14 protein-coding genes are annotated in these 16217 nt (G+C 73.7%); 8 read left to right on the forward strand and 6 right to left on the reverse strand.

Annotated elements, in window-relative coordinates; translation table 11 throughout:
* The 4 genes from N8I86_RS21835 (at position 1) to N8I86_RS21850 (ending at position 4249) form a co-directional block, all read left to right on the forward strand.
* Positions 1–1197 (forward strand): amidohydrolase family protein, encoded by a 1197-nt coding sequence (locus tag N8I86_RS21835; RefSeq protein ID WP_123437112.1) that lies wholly within the window; start codon positions 1–3, stop codon positions 1195–1197.
* Complete coding sequence (locus N8I86_RS21840) at positions 1197–2330, forward strand: acyl-CoA dehydrogenase family protein (protein ID WP_263278499.1); 1134 nt, start codon at positions 1197–1199, stop codon at positions 2328–2330. The genes N8I86_RS21835 and N8I86_RS21840 overlap by 1 nt, the downstream gene beginning before the upstream one ends.
* A gap of 2 nt (positions 2331–2332) precedes the next feature.
* Positions 2333–3220: an acyl-CoA dehydrogenase family protein gene (locus tag N8I86_RS21845; protein WP_073888279.1), complete on the forward strand. Its 888-nt coding sequence runs from the start codon at positions 2333–2335 to the stop codon at positions 3218–3220.
* Between the two features lie 555 nt (positions 3221–3775).
* Positions 3776–4249: an ATP-binding protein gene (locus tag N8I86_RS21850; protein WP_263280137.1), complete on the forward strand. Its 474-nt coding sequence runs from the start codon at positions 3776–3778 to the stop codon at positions 4247–4249.
* Positions 4250–4560: 311 nt separating this feature from the next.
* Here N8I86_RS21850 and N8I86_RS21855 read toward each other — a convergent pair whose 3' ends face one another.
* Entirely contained in the window at positions 4561–5487 is a 927-nt protein-coding gene (locus N8I86_RS21855) for a cyclase family protein (protein WP_263278500.1), read from the reverse strand.
* Between the two features lie 86 nt (positions 5488–5573).
* On the opposite strand from N8I86_RS21855, the gene N8I86_RS21860 reads away from it, so the two are divergent.
* From N8I86_RS21860 to N8I86_RS21870, 3 genes are read left to right on the forward strand one after another with little or no spacing between them, the layout of a single operon-like run.
* Positions 5574–6485 (forward strand): SDR family NAD(P)-dependent oxidoreductase, encoded by a 912-nt coding sequence (locus N8I86_RS21860; protein WP_073888285.1) that lies wholly within the window; start codon positions 5574–5576, stop codon positions 6483–6485.
* Positions 6486–6540: 55 nt separating this feature from the next.
* Positions 6541–7689, forward strand: a complete 1149-nt coding sequence (locus tag N8I86_RS21865; protein WP_263278501.1) for an acyl-CoA dehydrogenase family protein — start codon at positions 6541–6543, stop codon at positions 7687–7689.
* A complete protein-coding gene (locus tag N8I86_RS21870) occupies positions 7689–8783 on the forward strand; it encodes a Zn-dependent alcohol dehydrogenase (protein ID WP_263278502.1) in 1095 nt (364 codons plus the stop codon). Before N8I86_RS21865 ends, N8I86_RS21870 begins: the two co-directional genes overlap by 1 nt.
* Here N8I86_RS21870 and N8I86_RS21875 read toward each other — a convergent pair.
* A complete protein-coding gene (locus N8I86_RS21875) occupies positions 8780–9778 on the reverse strand; it encodes a GlxA family transcriptional regulator (RefSeq protein ID WP_263278503.1) in 999 nt (332 codons plus the stop codon). The two genes, N8I86_RS21870 and N8I86_RS21875, sit on opposite strands and share 4 nt — an antisense overlap.
* Positions 9779–9849: 71 nt before the next feature.
* Here N8I86_RS21875 and N8I86_RS21880 point away from each other — a divergent pair, with 71 nt between their 5' ends.
* Positions 9850–11157 carry an MFS transporter gene (locus tag N8I86_RS21880; protein ID WP_263278504.1) on the forward strand — a complete coding sequence of 436 codons (1308 nt, stop codon included), beginning with the start codon at positions 9850–9852 and terminating at the stop codon, positions 11155–11157.
* 14 nt (positions 11158–11171) lie between these two features.
* Here the strand turns inward: N8I86_RS21880 and N8I86_RS21885 are convergent, their stop codons facing one another.
* The 4 genes from N8I86_RS21885 to N8I86_RS21900 form a co-directional block, all read right to left on the reverse strand.
* Complete coding sequence (locus N8I86_RS21885) at positions 11172–11768, reverse strand: flavin reductase family protein (protein WP_073888294.1); 597 nt, start codon at positions 11766–11768, stop codon at positions 11172–11174.
* A 64-nt stretch (positions 11769–11832) separates the two neighbouring features.
* Positions 11833–12627, reverse strand: coding sequence for an enoyl-CoA hydratase/isomerase family protein (locus tag N8I86_RS21890; RefSeq protein WP_263278505.1), 795 nt, complete (start codon positions 12625–12627; stop codon positions 11833–11835).
* Positions 12618–14846: an acetate--CoA ligase family protein gene (locus N8I86_RS21895; protein WP_263278506.1), complete on the reverse strand. Its 2229-nt coding sequence runs from the start codon at positions 14844–14846 to the stop codon at positions 12618–12620. The genes N8I86_RS21890 and N8I86_RS21895 overlap by 10 nt, the downstream gene beginning before the upstream one ends.
* 105 nt (positions 14847–14951) lie before the next feature.
* Positions 14952–16130, reverse strand: coding sequence for a flavin-containing monooxygenase (locus N8I86_RS21900; protein ID WP_073888298.1), 1179 nt, complete (start codon positions 16128–16130; stop codon positions 14952–14954).
* Positions 16131–16217 lie beyond the last annotated feature (87 nt).

A 16217-nucleotide genomic window follows, 5' to 3' on the forward strand; every position in this document is an offset into this window, starting at 1 on the left:
ATGGCGACCGAACTGCCCCGCATCATCAGCGTCGACGACCACGTGATCGAGCCCGCCCACCTCTTCGAGACCTGGCTGCCCGCCCGGTACCGCGACCGCGGCCCCAGGCCGCTGACCGCCGGGATCGGGGAGCTGGCCTACGTCGGCGGGAAGTACCGGATCACCATGGACCCCGAGGGCCAGCAGACGGACTGGTGGATCTACGAGGACCTGAAGTTCCCGTACAAGCGCAACATCGCCGCCGTCGGCTTCGACCGCGACGAGATGACCCTGGAGGGCATCACCCGCGAGCAGATGCGGCGCGGCTGCTGGGACCCGAAGGCGCGCCTCGCGGACATGGACCTCAACCACGTCGAGGCCAGCCTCTGCTTCCCGACCTTCCCGCGCTTCTGCGGCCAGACCTTCGCCGAGGCGCACGACAAGGAGGTCGCCCTCGCCTGCGTCCGCGCCTACAACGACTGGATGGTGGAGGAGTGGTGCGGGGACAGCGGCGGCCGGCTCATCCCGCTGTGCCTGATCCCGCTGTGGGACGTGGACCTGGCCGTCGCCGAGATCCGGCGCAACGCCGCGCGCGGGGTGCGGGCCGTCACCTTCTCCGAGATCCCCACCCACCTCGGACTGCCGTCCATCCACTCCGGGTACTGGGACCCCTTCTTCGCCGTCTGCCAGGACACCGGCACGGTCGTCAACATGCACATCGGCAGCAGCTCGCAGATGCCCGCCGCCTCCCCGGACGCGCCGCCCGCCGTGCAGGCCTCGCTCAGCTTCAACAACGCGATGGCCTCGATGATGGACTACCTCTTCAGCGGGGTCCTGGTGAAGTTCCCGCGGCTCACCCTCGCCTACTCGGAAGGGCAGATGGGCTGGGTCCCGTACGCCCTGGAGCGCGCCGACGACGTGTGGGAGGAGCACCGCGCCTGGGGCGGGGTGCGCGATCTGGTCCCCGAGCCGCCGTCGACGTACTACTACCGGCAGATCTACTGCTGCTTCTTCCGCGACAAGCACGGCGTCGCCTCGATCGACGCCGTCGGCCGGGACAACGCCACCTTCGAGACCGACTACCCGCACGTCGACTCGACCTTCCCGCACACCAAGGAGGTCGCCCTCGACCATGTGAAGGGCCTCGACGACGAGACCGTCCACAAGCTGATGCGGGGCAACGCCATCCGCATGCTCGGCCTGGACCTCGACCGCTGATGGACCTCTCCTGCACGCCCGAGGAGGAGGAGTTCCGGGCCCGGCTGCGGCAATGGCTCACCAAGGTGCTGCCCACCCTGCCGGCCGCGCCCCCGCCCGACGACTGGCCCGGCCGCCGCGCCTACGACCTCGGCTGGCAGCGGATGCTGTACGACGCCGGGTACGCCGACGTCCACTGGGACGCCTCCCCGACCACCCGGCTGATCTTCCTGGAGGAGACCGAGCGGGCCGGCGCCCCCTACGTCGGCGCCGGGTTCGTCGGACTGCTGCACGCGGGCCCGACCATCGCCGCCGAGGGCACACCCGCGCAACGGGAGCGCTGGCTGCCGCCGATCCTGCGCGGGGAGGAGGTGTGGTGCCAGGGGTTCAGCGAACCGGGCGCCGGGTCCGACCTCGCCGCGCTGCGCACCCGGGCACGGCGCGATGGCGACCACTACGTGGTGACCGGGTCCAAGATCTGGACCTCGCACGCCGAGGTCGCCGACTGGTGCGAACTGCTGGTGCGCACCGACCCGGACGCGCCCCGCCACCGGGGCATCACCTGGCTCGCCCTGCCCATGGACGCCGAGGGCGTCACCGTGCGGCCGCTGCGCACGCTCGCCGGGTCGGCGGAGTTCGCCGAGGTGTTCCTCGACGAGGTGCGGGTGCCCGCCGCCCACCGGGTGGGCGCCGAGAACGACGGCTGGCGCGTGACCATGGTGACCCTCTCCTTCGAGCGCGGCACCGCCTTCGTCGGGGAGGTCGTCGCCTGCCGCCGTGTCCTCGGCGGACTCGCCCGCGAGGCCCGGCGCAACGGCACGTGGGACGACCCGGCGCTGCGCCGGCGGCTCGGACGGCTCGACGCGGAGTTCCGGGCGCTGTGGCGGCTGACCCAGTGGAACGTGAGCGAGGCGGAGGCCGGCGGCGGGGTGCCGGGCGTCGGCGGCTCGGTCTTCAAGCTCCGGTACTCGCACGCCCGGCAGGACCTGTACGACACCGCCGCCGACGTGCTCGGCCCGGGCTGCCTCGACCTGGACCGGCCGTGGGTCCTCGACCGGCTCTCCGCGCTGTCGTACACCATCGCCGCCGGCACCTCGCAGATCCAGCGCAACATCGTCGCCGAGCGCATCCTCGGCCTGCCCAGGGGGAGATGAGCGTGCGCTTCCGACTCACCGACGACCAGCGCGCGCTGCGGACGGGCGTACGGGAGATGCTGGGACGGCACTTCGGGCGGGACGAACTGCGCGCGGCCGTCGACGCGCCGGGCCGCGTCGACCGGGGGCTGTGGCGGGCACTGGGGCGGGCGGGCTTCTTCGCGCTGCGGCTGCCGGAGGCGGACGGCGGGGCCGGGGCGGGCCTGCCCGAGGCGGTGCTGGCCTTCGAGGAGGCGGGGCGCGCCCTGCTGCCCGGGCCGCTCGTGGCCACGCACCTCGCGGCCGGCACGGTGCCCGGCGCGGCCACCGGGGAGACGGTCGTGGCCGCCGTGGACGGGGTGCTGGTGGAGTGGCTGGAGGCGGCCGACGTCGTACGGGGGGAGGTCGCCGGTGCCGTCCCGATGCGCTCGGTCGACCCGCTCACCCCGCTGCACCGGCTGCCCGCGGACGGCGGCAGCGCGCCCGCCGCCGGGGCCCCGGATCCGCTGGCCGCCCTCCTCACCGCGGCCGAGCAACTGGGCACCGCCACACAGGTGTGCGAGCTGGCGGTGCAACACGCCCGGACGCGAGAGCAGTTCGGACGGCCGGTCGGGGCCTTCCAGGCCGTCCAGCACCTGTGCGCGGACCTCCTGGTGCGGGCCGAGACCGCGCGTGCGGCCGTCTACGCGGCCGCGGTGACCGCCGATCCCGCCGACATCGCCGCCGCCCGGCTGCTCGCCGACGAGGCCGCCGTCCGCGGGGCCCGGGACTGTCTCCAGGTGCACGGCGGCATGGGGTTCACCTGGGAGGCGGACGTCCACCTGCACCTGAAGCGGGCCTGGGTGCGGGCCCGTCGCTGCGGCGGGAGCACCTGGAGCGAGGAACTCCTCGCGGCGCGGCTCGGGACCTGAGCGGGCGACGGCGCCCCGGGCCGCCCCACCTGACGAAGCCTTGGCCCAAGATGTCGCGGATCGTGGCGCCGTGGAATCACTGAGCGTCGATACCGGGTTGTGTCCTTCCCGGGACTCGTCACGTCCCGGAGTCGGCTGTCCGCTCGGGTACCTTGTGTGGGATGCGAGTGGCTGCGAGCACGAGCCGTGCCGGCGGTGCCCCTGGGGTGGTGCCGGTCAGCGCGGTGCGCGCCGCTGTTCACGGGGCGGTCGGAGTGCCGGTCCCCGCCTGTTCGACTCCCCGGCACGAGCGTCGCACAGTATGCCCTACGCGTACTCCTTCGCGCTGGAATATGCCCGAAGCGCTTGTTGGGGTGACTGTACGTCAACCATGCTGTCTTGTAAGGGAATCACGGTCCGTGACCCTTGCTCTGGCCCGTTGTCCTGGCCATGCAGAAAATGGCTACGATCGTGGCCCTCGTCGTGCCGATCGCCGCGGTTCGCACCGCGGCGTCCGGCCGGCGTCGGTTCATGTGTCCGCCGGTTCGGATGGTGTGAGCGGTGCAGGTGCTTGAAGTGCAGCTGGAGATCCGGCCCGACCCCGCGGAGGTGGGACGGGCCAGGAGGTGGGCCCGCTCGCGACTCGCCGGGTCGGGCATAGGGGTCGACGAGCCGTTGGCCGAGACCCTGATCCTGCTCGTCTCCGAGCTGGTGACCAACGCCGTGGTGCACACCGGCCGTCCGGCCGTGCTGCGCCTCTGCCTGCCGGTCCCCGTGGCGGAGGCGGCGCCCTCGGCCACGGTCCGGGTGGAGGTGGCCGACAGCAGCTCCCGCGCCCCCGTGCCGCGGTGCGCCGCCGACGACGCGACCGGCGGCCGGGGCCTGGCGCTCGTGGACTGCCTGGCCGACCGCTGGGGCTGGAACCCGGACGGTGCCGGCAAGAGCATCTGGTGCGAACTGGACCGCTGTTCGGGCCCTCGGCGGAGCGCGGCGATGGCGTACGGGGGCGGCCTGGCCGCCTACGAGGACCTCGCCTTCGAAGCCGTGTAGCCCTCCGGCGCCGGGATGCGCCGGGGGTGCACCCGTGCGCGGGTCTCGTGAACCGGGCGTAGGCGGCAAATCGCCGTTCCGGCGTTGACTGCCCCTGGCCGACTGATCACGCTGGTGGGCGTCGATTCGCCGCGAGGGGACGGCGAGGGCCGCAGCAGGGTGGTCCTCGCCGAGTGTGGGTCGCACCGGCCGGCGGCGTGCGCGCGACTCCGGGGAGACACGCCGCCGGCCGGGCCGGTCGCGGGACGTCCGCGGACGCCGGTGTCCCGGCGCCGAGCCCCGCACCCTCACCCGCACTCGCACTCTCACGCTCAGAGGATCGCCACCGGGGCCACCGGGGTCCCCGTCGCGCCCACGAACGGCTCGGGCATCGCCGACAGCAGGAACGCGTACCGCCGCTCTTCTCCACAGGCTGTGGACAACTCTTCGAGATTCCAGTTCTGTCCCTGGAGCATCCCCATCTCCACCAGGTCCAGGGCGTGCACCGGCAACCAGAGATTGTCGATCTCGGGAGGAAAGATTTCAAAAGTGAGCGTGTCGTTCGCGACGGCCGCCACGTCGCGCGCGTGGAACCACTCCGGGCAGCGCACCGAAAGACCCGGCGACGGATAGCCGTATCCGTGCTTGTCCCCGGCCAGGTACACCTGCACCTGTCCGGTGCGGACGAGCACGATGTCACCGGCCCGGACGCGGACGGCGCCGAACTCCTCCGCCGCCGCCAGGTCCTCCGGCGTGACCGCGTGATCCCCCGCCAGCCGGTCCACGCCCCGCGCGCGGGCCACGTCCAGCAGCACCCCGCGCGAGACGACGTGCCGCGCCTTGTCGATGCCGCCGAACTCGGCACCGGCGTGCGCGCTGACCGTGTGCGCCGGACGGCCGTTGTAGATCCGCCCGGAGTGCGAGACGTGCGGGAGCGCGTCCCAGTGGGTGCCCGCCTGCAGCCCCATGGTCACGACGTCGTCGCTGCACGCCACCGTCCCCGGCCCGAACAGCTCCTGGTTCGTCTGCACCATGGCGTGCAGCGGATTGACCCGGCCCGGGATCATCCCGGTCTGCACGCCGTCCTGCCGCAGCGGCAGCGCGAGCGGGACGCGACGGCCGCTGCGCACTCCGGCGGCGGCCTGCCGCACCACCTCGTCGGTGATGAGGTTCAGCGTGCCGATCTCGTCGCCGGCGCCCCAGCGCCCCCAGTTGTTCACCCGCTCGGCGATCTCGTGGAACTCCTCCGGCAGTGCCATCCGGTGCCTCCCCGGGGCTTGTGTCCGCGCGTCCGACGCGCCATAAAATCTAACGGACCGTCAGAAACCGCGGGAAGGGGCCGGACGTGGGGAACTTCTTGGCAGGCAAGGTGGTCGCCGTGACCGGCGCCGGACGCGGGATCGGGCGTGCCGTCGCCCTGGCCGCCGCGGCCGAGGGCGCGAAGGTCGTCGTCAACGACTACGGGGTCGCCGCCGACGGCACCGCACCGGCGAGCGAGGTCGCCGCGGCCGTCGTCAAGGAGATCGAGGCGGCGGGCGGCGCGGCGGTCGCGGTCGCCGACGACATCGCCACCATGGCCGGCGGGCAGCGGGTCGTGGACACGGCCCTGGCCTCCTACGGCCGTCTCGACGGGGTCGTCTGCGTGGCCGGCATCCTGCGCGAGCGGATGCTGTTCAACATGACCGAGGAGGAGTGGGACCCCGTCGTCGCCACCCACCTCAAGGGCACGTTCACCGTCTTCCGGGCCGCCTCCGCCGTGATGCGCGCCCAGAAGTCCGGCACGCTCATCGGTTTCACCAGCGGGAACCACCAGGGCTCGGTCTCCCAGGCCAACTACAGCGCGGCCAAGGGCGGGATCATCTCGCTGGTCCGCAGCGCCGCGCTGGGCCTGCACAAGTACGGGGTGACCGCCAACGCGGTGGCCCCGGTGGCGCGTACGAGGATGTCGGCGAACGTGCCGACGGAGCTGGCGGAGATCGGCGAGCCGGAGGACGTCGCCGCGCTCGTGGTCTACCTGCTGTCCGACGGCGCGAAGGAGCAGGGCGTCACCGGGCAGGTGTACACGATCGCCGGACCGAAGATCGCGGTGTGGGCCCAGCCGCGCGAGCTGCGGGCCGCGTTCGCCTCCGGCGGATGGACGCCCGAGCGGATCGCGCAGTTCCTGCCCGGCTCCGTGGGCGTGGACCCGATGCCGATGCTCGCGCGGGTGGCCGCGATGGAGCAGGCGGCGCGCAGCGGTACCCGGCCGAACGCCTAGCGCCCGGCGCGCTCGCGGCCATCCAGCTCCGGACACTCGACTCAAGGCGGTCCAGATGGATTTCGGGTTCAGTCAGGAAGACGAGACGTTCCGCGCCGAGGTCCGGGACTGGCTCGCCGCCCACGCCGGCGCCGGCACGGACCGGCGGACCTGGGAGCGGACGCTCGGCAAGGCCGGCTGGATCGGGCTCGGCTGGCCCGAGCAGGGGTACGGCAACCGTGCCGCCACGCTCACCCAGCAGGTCGCCTGGGCCGAGGAGTACGCCCGGTCGGGCGCGCCGCCGCGCTCCGGGCACATCGGGGAGAACCTGCTCGCCCCCACCCTCCTCGTGCACGGCACCGACGAGCAGAAGGCCCGGTTCCTGCCCCCGGTCGCCGCGGGCGAGGAACTGTGGTGCCAGGGCTACAGCGAACCCGGCGCCGGTTCCGACCTGGCCGGCGTCCGTACCGCTGCCGTACGGGAGGGGCCGCACTACCGGATCACCGGCCAGAAGATCTGGACCTCCCTCGCCCACGAGGCCGAGTGGTGCTTCGTGCTCGCCCGCACCGACCCCGGCTCCCGCCGCCATCACGGACTGAGCTTCCTGCTCGTGCCGATGGACCAGCCGGGCCGTGTCGAGGTGCGGCCCATCCGCCAGATGACCGGCACCAGCGAGTTCAACGAGGTCTTCTTCGACGGCGCGCACGCGCGCGCGGAGCACGTCGTCGGGGCGGAGGGGCGGGGCTGGCAGGTCGCGATGAGCCTCCTCGGCTTCGAACGCGGGGTGTCCACCCTGGCCCAGCAGATCGGCTTCGCCGAGGAGCTGGCGAAGGTCGTGGCCACCGCCGCCGAGACCGGGGGCCTCGACGACCCCGTCCTGCGCGAGCGGCTCGTACGGCAGTGGGCCGAGCTGCGCACCATGCGCTGGAACGCGCTGCGCACCCTCGGCGGCTCCGGCGATCCGGGCGCGCCCAGCGTCGCCAAGCTGCTGTGGGCCACCTGGCACCAGCGGCTCGGGGAGCTGGCCGTAGGGGTCAGGGGGGCGACGGCGGCGGCGGGCCCCACCGCGTGGTCGCCGGCCGCGCCGTACGAACTCGACGCGGCCCAGCACCTGTTCCTCTTCTCCCGGGCCGACACCATCTACGGCGGCTCGGACCAGGTCCAGCGCACGATCATCGCCGAGCGGGTGCTCGGTCTGCCCAGAGAGCCCAAGGGGGCCGTGTGATGCGTGGTGTGGTGTTCGACGGCAGTGGGGTCCGCGTGGTCGACGACCTGGCGGTGCGCGAGCCGGGGCCCGGTGAGGTGCTGGTGGCGGTCTCGGCGGCGGGGCTGTGCCACAGCGACCTGTCCGTGGTGGACGGCACCATCCCCTTCCCGGTGCCCGTGGTGCTGGGCCACGAGGGCGCGGGGGTGGTCGAGGCGGTCGGTGCCGGGGTCACGCACGTCGTGCCCGGTGACCACGTGGCGCTGTCCACGCTCGCCAACTGCGGGACGTGCGCGGAGTGCGACCGGGGCCGGCCGACGATGTGCCGGCAGGCGATCGGGCGCCCGGGAAGGCCGTTCTCCCGGGGCGCGGACCCGGTGTACCAGTTCGCGTCCAACTCGGCCTTCGCCGAGCGCACGGTCGTCAAGGCCGTGCAGGCGGTGCGGATCCCGAAGGACATCCCGCTCGCTTCGGCCGCGCTGATCGGGTGCGGGGTGCTCACGGGGGTGGGCGCGGTGCTGAACCGGGCCCGGGTGGACCGGGGGGACAGCGTCGTGGTCATCGGCACGGGGGGGATCGGGCTCAACGTGCTGCAGGGCGCGCGGCTGGCGGGCGCCCTGCGGATCGTGGCCGTGGACGCCAACCCGGCCAAGGAGGAGGCGGCCCGGCGGTTCGGCGCGACCGACTTCCTGACGTCCGTGGCGGGGGTCCGCGACCTCCTGCCGACGGGTGCCGACCACGCCTTCGAGTGCGTCGGCCGGGTGGAGCTGATCCGCGCCGCCATCGACCTCCTCGACCGGCACGGCCAGGCGGTCCTCCTCGGTGTGCCGCCGGCGACGGCCGAGGCGTCCTTCCTCGTGTCCTCGCTCTACCTGGACAAGTCCGTGCTGGGCTGCCGCTACGGCTCCTCGCGTCCCCAGCGGGACATCGCCCTCTACGCCGATCTGTACCGCGAGGGCCGCCTGCTGCTCGACGAACTGGTGACGGCGACCTACCCGGTGGAGGATTTCGAGAAGGCCCGCGCCGACGCGGAGGCGGGGCGGGTGGCACGGGCGGTGCTCACGTTCCAGGCCGTTTCCCGGCCCGCCCCGGGCGCCCGGCCGGTCACGTCCTAGACCGCGTGCACCGCCGTCCGGAACGTGCGCCGGTAGGCCGTCGGGGTCACCCCCAGGGCCTGCTGGAGGTGCTGGCGCATCGACTGGGCCGTGCCGAACCCGGCCTCGCGGGCCACCTGGTCCATGGACAGCTCGGTGGACTCCAGCAGATGGCGGGCGCGCTCCACCCGCTGCCGGGTGAGCCACTGGCCGGGGCTGACGCCCACCTCCTCGCGGAACCGGCGGGTGAAGGTGCGGACCGACATCGACTCCTGCCCGGCCATGTCGCGCAGCTGGATCGGCTCGTGGAGGCGGCCCAGCGCCCAGGCGCGGGCCGCGGTCGTGGTCGACAGCCCCGGGTCGGGCACCGGGCGCTCGATGTACTGCGCCTGGCCGCCGTCGCGGTGCGGCGGTACGACCGTGCGGCGGGCCACGTCGTTGGCGACGGCCGTGCCGAAGTCGCGGCGCACCATGTGCAGGCACAGGTCGATGCCGGCGGCCACCCCGGCCGAGGTCAGCACGTCCCCGTCGTCGACGAACAGCACGTCGGCGTCGACCCTGACCTTCGGGAACAGCCGCTGGAAGCGCTCGGCGTCGGCCCAGTGCGTGGTCGCCGGGCGGCCGTCGAGGTGGCCGGCGGCCGCGAGGACGTACCCGCCGGTGCAGATGGAGGCGAGCCGGGTGCCGGGACGGATGCGGGCCAGGGCCGCGGCCAGCTCGTCGGTCAGCCGGCCCTCCTCGAAGACCGGGCCCAGTTCGTAGGAGGCCGGGACGATCACCGTGTCGGCGCTCGCCAGGGCCTCGGGGCCGTGGGGGACGTGCACGGCGAAGTCGGCGTCGGTCTCCACCGGGCCGGGCGGCCGTACCGAGCACGTCACGACGTCGTACAGGAGCCGCCCCCGGCCGTCCGTGGGACGGCCGAAGATGCGGTGCGGGATGCCCAGCTCGAAGGGCAGCAGCCCGTCCAGGGCGAGGACGGCGACCCGGTGCGGACGGAACTCCTCGTCGGCAGTCATGGCCCGATCCTAGCGAACACTGTCCTTCGGGCCACTCGTTGCGCGGGGCCGCGGACCGGAAGCTCTATGACGTGACTCAGACAAGCCCAGCCGCAGCCCCCGTCGAGGTCCCGCCCGCCGGGCGGCCCAGCCGCGTGCACCGCGCCTGGACCGTCGCCGCCGTCACCTTCGTCACGATCATCGGCGCGGCCGCCTTCCGCTCCCTGCCCGGTCTGCTCATCGACCCGCTGAACGAGGATTTCGGCTGGTCGCGCGGCACGATCGGCGCGGCCGTCTCCGTCAACCTCGCGCTGTACGGCCTCAGCGCCCCCTTCGCCGCCGCGCTGATGGACCGCTTCGGCATCCGCCGGGTCGTCGCCGTCGCGCTGTGCGTGATCGCGGCCGGCTCGGGCCTGACCGTGTGGATGACGGCGGCCTGGCAGCTGCTGCTGTGCTGGGGCCTGATGGTCGGACTCGGCACCGGCGCGATGGCCCTCGCCTTCGCGGCGACCGTCACCAACCGCTGGTTCACCGAGCGGCGCGGACTGGTCAGCGGCATCCTCACCGCCGCCTCCGCCTCCGGGCAGCTGATCTTCCTGCCGCTGCTGTCCTGGATCGTCGACCGCCACGGCTGGCGCCCCGCGTCCGTCACGGTCGCCCTGGCCGCGCTCGCCGTCGTCCCCTTCGTCTGGCTGCTGCTGCGCGACCATCCGGCCGACGTCGGCCTGAAGCCGTACGGCGCCGCGGAGTTCGTGCCCAAGCCGGCTCCGGTCACCGGGGCGGCCCGCCGTACGGTCTCGGTCCTGTCCGGCGCCATGCGCACCGGCACCTTCTGGCTGCTCGCCGGCACGTTCGCGATCTGCGGGGCGTCCACCAACGGCCTGGTGCAGACCCACTTCGTGCCCGCGGAACACGACCACGGCATGCCCATCACGACGGCGGCCTCGCTGCTCGCGGTCATCGGGGTGTTCGACGTGGTCGGCACGATCGCCTCCGGCTGGTTCACCGACCGCTACGAAGCGCGCCGGCTGCTCGCCGTCTACTACGCCCTGCGCGGCCTCTCCCTGGTGTTCCTGCCGATGCTGCTGGGCCCGGCCGTGCATCCGCCGATGCTCTTCTTCATCGTCTTCTACGGCCTCGACTGGGTGGCCACCGTGCCGCCCACCCTCGCCCTGTGCCGTGAGCGGTTCGGCGAGGACAGCGCCATCGTCTTCGGCTGGGTCCTCGCCTCCCACCAGGTGGGAGCGGCGCTCGTCGCCTTCCTCGGCGGCGTCGCCCGTGACGTCTTCGGCTCCTACGACCTGGTCTGGTACGCCTCCGGCACCCTGTGCGCGGCGGCGGCCCTGATGTCCCTGGTGATCCGCCGCACCCCGGCGCCGCGGCTGCCCGCCGCGGTCTGACGGAGGCCGGTGCCTCAGCCGCCGTCCAGCCGGGCGAACCGGCCCCGGTGGAAGAGCAGCGGATCGCCCGGCCCCTTTGCCCCGAGGGCGTCCACCCGGCCCACGACGATCAGGTGGTCGCCCCCGGTGTGCACGGCGTGCACGGTGCAGTCGATCCAGGCGGCCACGCCGGCGAGCCGGGGGGCGCCGGAGACGGGCGCGGTGTCGTACGCCACCCCCGCGAACTTGTCCGCGCCGCTCACCGCGAAGCCGCGGCACAGCTCCTCCTGGCCGGCGCCGAGCACGTTGACGCAGAAGACGCCGGCGCGGGCGATGCGCGGCCAGGTCGTGGACGAACGGCCCACCATGAAGCAGACGAGGGGCGGTTCGAGGGAGAGGGAGGAGAAGGACTGGCAGGCGAACCCGGCGGGGCCCCCGGAGCCGTCCCCGGCCGGCGCGGTGATCACCGTGACGCCGGACGCGAAGGCCCCCAGCACCCGCCGGAACTCGCCCGGATCCACGGGCGCCCGCTCGTCCTCCCGCACACACCGCAACTCCGGCCGCGGCAGCGCCTCTACGGACCTGGGCCCCAGATACCGGACGGCGGCGGCCGCCGCCCCTGCGTGTCCCATCATCCCTCCATTGAAGCTGACGGAACGTCAGAAAGGAAGGCCGGGAGCGGGCCGGGGCGGGGGGTCAGCGCCCCCGGAACTTCGCTGCCCGGCGTTCCGCGAAGGCCTCGAGGCCCTCGACGGCGTCCCGGGTGGTCAGGTTGAGTTCCTGGGCGGTGGCCTCCGCGGCGAAGGCGGTGGTGCGGTCGGTGTCGAGGGACGCGTTCACCAGGGCCTTGGTCAGGGCCAGGGTCCGGGTGGGACCCGCGGCCAGGCGGGCCGCCCACTCGCGTGCCGTCTTCTCCAGGTCGCCGTCCGGGACGACCCGGTTGACGAGGCCGAGCCGCTCCGCCTCCGCGGCCGGGACCGCGTCGCCGAGGAACATCAGCTCCTTCGCCCGCCGCGGGCCGATCAGCCGGGGGAGGAGATAGGCGCCGCCGCCGTCCGGGACCAGGCCGCGGCGGACGAACACCTCGATGAAACGGGCCGACTCCGCCGCCAGGACCAGGTCGCAGGCGAGGGCCAGGTGCGCGCCGAGCCCGGCCGCCGTGCCGTTCACCGCGGCCAGCACCGGCTTCTCGCAGTCCAGCACCGAGGCGATCAGGCGCTGCGCGCCCAGGCGCAGGGTGCGGGACACGTCCCCGGTGATCCGTTCGCCGGCGGGGGACCCACCGACGCGCAGGTCCGCGCCCGCGCAGAAGCCGCGTCCGGTGCCGGTGAGGACCACCGCCCGGACGTCCGGGTCCGCGGAGGCCGCCGTCAGCAGGTCGACGAGCCGGTCCCGCATCGCGGGCGTGAGCGCGTTCAGGGCCTCGGGGCGGGTCAGCGTGATGTGGGAGACCTGCTCGCGGACCTCGTGGGCGACCCCGGTCACCGGCACACCACCAGCGCGTCCAGCGCCACCGCGCCCTGCCCCCGGGGCAGCACCAGCAGCGGGTTGATGTCCAGCTCGGCGATGTGGTCACCGAGTTCCAGGGCCATGCGCTGCACCCGCAGGACCACTTCCACCAACGCCTCCCGGTCCGCCGGAGGCCGGCCCCGGACCCCGTCGAGCAGCGCCCGGCCCCGCAGCCCGGCGAGCATGTCCCGGGCCTGCTCCTCACCGAACGGCGGGACCCCGACCGCCGCGTCGCGCAGCACCTCCACCAGCACGCCGCCGAGCCCCACGGTCACCGTCGGCCCGAACAGCTCGTCGTGCGTGACCCCGACGACCATCTCCACGCCCTGCTCGACCATCTGGCACACCAGCACGCCGTCCAGCGCGACGCCCTCGTAGCGGGCGATGTCGGTCAGCTCGCGGTAGGCGTCCCGGACCTGGCTCGCCGAGGTCAGTGCGATCTTCACCAGCCCGAGCTCGGTCTTGTGGGCGATCTGGGCGCCGGAGGCCTTCATCACCACGGGGTAGCCGACCTGCCCGGCGGCGCGGACGGCGGCCGCCGCACTGGTCACCAGCTGCTCCCGCGGCACCCGGATGCCGTAGGCGCGCAGCAGCTGCTTGGCCGCGTGCTCGCTGAGCTGCCGGCCCGGCTGCATCAGGGCCTCGGCCTTGCGGAAGGAGGGCGACAGGGTGCGCGGGGCGTCGTCGAAGGGGGAGCGGTAGCCGCTCACGAAGCGGTGGTGATCCAGCCACGCACGGACGGCGGACAGGCAGTTGCCCACGGTCCGGAAGGTGGCCACGCGGGAGGAGCCGAGCAGGACCTCGCGGTACGCGGGCTCGGTGCCGACCGGTGAGCCCCACACCACGCACACCAGCTTGTCGGTCTCCTCGGCGGCGTCGACCAGGTCCCGGACGAGCCGGTCGCTGAGCGGCGGGAAGGGGCCGGTGACGGGGCAGATCAGCACCCCGACCGCGGGATCGGCGAGGATCGCGTCGATGATCTTCCGGCCGCGCTCGTCGCCGACCGGGTGACCGCCGTTGTCCACCGGGTTGGCCACGCTCAGGTACTCGGGTATCCACTGGTGCAGTTCGGCCTGCTTGGCCTCGGACAGCCGGGGCAGGCGCAGGCCGGCCGCGGTGGCGAGGTCGGCCACGTGGGCGCCGGTGCCGCCGGAGATGGAGCAGACGGCGACCCCGTCGGCCCGGGGCGTGCGGGCCCGGGCCAGCAGGGCGGCGGTGTCCTGGAGTTCGTCCAGGCCGTCGACGCGGATCACGCCGTACTGCCGCATCGCCGCGTCCACCACGTCGTCGGCGCCGGTCAGCTTGCCGGTGTGGGAGGCGGCCGTACGGGCCCCGGTCTCGGTCCGGCCCACCTTCACGGCGACCACGGGCACCTTGCGGCGGGCGGCGCGGTCCGCCGCCAGCAGGAAGGCGCGGCCGTCCTTCAGCCCCTCCACGTAGGCGGCGATGACGCCGACCTCGGGCTGCTCGGCGAACCAGGAGACGAAGTCCGCGGTCTCCAGGTCGGCCTCGTTGCCGGTCGGCGCCCAGTGCGAGAGGCGGACGCCGAGTTCCTGGAGGGCGAAGACGGGCCGGCCCTGGTGGCCGGACTGGGTGATCAGCGCGATGGCGGGGCCCGGCAGGTCCTCCCGGAAGCGCTCGAAGGCGTTGAGGTTGGTGTTCGGGCCGAGCAGCCGCAGTCCCGAGCGGCGCACGGCGTCCGCGAGGTGCCGCTGGGCCTCGGCGCCCGCCTCGCCGGTCTCCGCGAATCCGGAGGCGAAGGCGACCGCGAACCGCACCTTGGCCTCGGCCAGTTCCTCGACCAGGGGGAGCGGGTCGGCGACCAGCAGGACCGCCAGGTCGACCTGTTCGGGCAGCTCGGCGACCGAGGCCACGCACGGGACGCCGAACACGGCGGCCCTGCTCGGATGCACCGGATGCACCCGGGCTCCGACCCGCTCGGCCCAGGCCAGCAGCTGCCGGGTGATCCCGGTGTTCGGCCGGCCCTCGGCGTCCGAGGCGCCGACCACGGCGACGGACTCGGGCCGGAAGAACCGCGCGAGGTCGGGCACGTCCGCGTACAGCGGACGTCCGCTGACGTCGAGATCGGCCGGATCGTCGGTACGGCCGTGGACGGCCGGGCCGGGCCGCTGCTCACCGCAGGCGATGACCCGGGCCCGGCGGGAGTCGGTGGTGAGGGTGCCGTGGGTTGATCCAAGCATCGTTCCGCCCGCTCCTGTGAGACAGCCAACAAAACTGACGCATTGTCAGATTACTGAACTGACGACTCGTCAGGAACGGGTCGGCACGGCAAAGTTGCCCGGCGGCTACCTCAGCGACTTCGCCACCGACTTGGCGATCCGTCCGGCGTCGAGGGCCATCTCCCGGAACATTCCGCTGATGGGGTTGGTGAAACCGGTGAAATACAGCCCGGCGGCCTGTTCCGGTGTGCGCCCGCCGTGCACCACCGGCCTGCCGCGCTCGTCCAGTACGCCCAGGTGCCCGACGAGCCCGTCCAGGGCCCGCGTGTACCCGGTGGCCGCGATCACCGCGTCCGGCGAGAGGCGGCTGCCGTCGGCGAGGACCACCTTGCCGTCCTCGAAGGCCTCGACGGCGGCCACCACCTCCACCTTCCCCCGGCGCACGGCGTCGATCAGGCCGACGTCCTGCACCGGGATGGCACCCTGCTTCACCCGGGTGTAGAGACCGGTGTCCGGGCGGGGCAGCCCCTGCGCGGACAGGTCGGGGGTGCTCATGCGGCCCACCGGGCCCGCGAGCCGGTCGACGAGCCCCACCGGCAGCCGCCGCACCAGCACACCGGTGTACTGGGCGGCCCACCCGAGGGTCGACCGGCGCAGGATGTGCGGAGCGGTGCGCACCGCCAGCCGCACCCGGGCGGCCCCGCCCTCCGCCAGGTCCACGGCGATCTCGGCGCCGGTGTTGCCGACACCGACGACGAGCACGTCACGGCCGGCGTACGGCTCGGCGTCGCGGTACTCGCCGGCGTGCCGGAAGTCGCCGTCGTACCCCTCCCGCCCGGGCCAGTCCGGGATGCGCGGGGTGTGGTTGAAGCCGGTGGCGACGACGACGGCGCTGCCGGTCAGTTCCCGTCCGCCGGAGGCGTGCAGCAGCCAGCCCGTGCCGTCCCCGCTCCGCTCCACGCGGTGCACCTCGACGCCGGTGACGATCTCCAGCTCATGGTGCTCGGCGTACTTCTCCAGGTACCGCACCACGTTGTCGCGGGAGACCCAGCGCCCGAACCGGCGGGGCATCGCCAGGCCCGGCAGTCCGGACAGCCGGCGGGTGGTGTGCAGATGCAGCCGGTCGTAGTGCCCGCGCCAGGAGGCGCCCACCCGGTCGGCCTTCTCCAGCACCACCGCCCGTATGCCCCGGGCCCGCAGCGCGTACGCGGCGGCCAGGCCGCCCGGACCGGCGCCTATGACGTAGACCGGGCGGTCCGCCGGGGTCGGGGAGAGGTGTGCGGGAGCGGGACGGGAGGCTGCCATGAGCGGGAGCGTAATCACACGTCCGCTTGATGGGTCTCGGTCAAGACCGGAATTGGTTGCGGATTGATCACGTGTGTGGAGATGTGA

This window comes from Streptomyces albidicamelliae, from assembly GCF_025642175.1.
Taxonomy (GTDB): domain Bacteria; phylum Actinomycetota; class Actinomycetes; order Streptomycetales; family Streptomycetaceae; genus Streptomyces; species Streptomyces albidocamelliae.

Bases quoted from the DNA above. Each gene is read 5' to 3' on its own strand.
- N8I86_RS21835 (WP_123437112.1), top strand. From the start codon at position 1: ATGGCGACCGAACTGCCCCGCATCATCAGCGTCGACGACCACGTGATC.
- N8I86_RS21840 (WP_263278499.1), top strand. From the start codon at position 1,197: ATGGACCTCTCCTGCACGCCCGAGGAGGAGGAGTTCCGGGCCCGGCTG.
- N8I86_RS21855 (WP_263278500.1), bottom strand. From the start codon at position 5,487: ATGGCACTGCCGGAGGAGTTCCACGAGATCGCCGAGCGGGTGAACAAC.
- N8I86_RS21865 (WP_263278501.1), top strand. From the start codon at position 6,541: ATGGATTTCGGGTTCAGTCAGGAAGACGAGACGTTCCGCGCCGAGGTC.
- N8I86_RS21870 (WP_263278502.1), top strand. From the start codon at position 7,689: ATGCGTGGTGTGGTGTTCGACGGCAGTGGGGTCCGCGTGGTCGACGAC.
- N8I86_RS21875 (WP_263278503.1), bottom strand. From the start codon at position 9,778: ATGACTGCCGACGAGGAGTTCCGTCCGCACCGGGTCGCCGTCCTCGCC.
- N8I86_RS21885 (WP_073888294.1), bottom strand. From the start codon at position 11,768: ATGGGACACGCAGGGGCGGCGGCCGCCGCCGTCCGGTATCTGGGGCCC.
- N8I86_RS21895 (WP_263278506.1), bottom strand. From the start codon at position 14,846: ATGCTTGGATCAACCCACGGCACCCTCACCACCGACTCCCGCCGGGCC.
- N8I86_RS21900 (WP_073888298.1), bottom strand. From the start codon at position 16,130: ATGGCAGCCTCCCGTCCCGCTCCCGCACACCTCTCCCCGACCCCGGCG.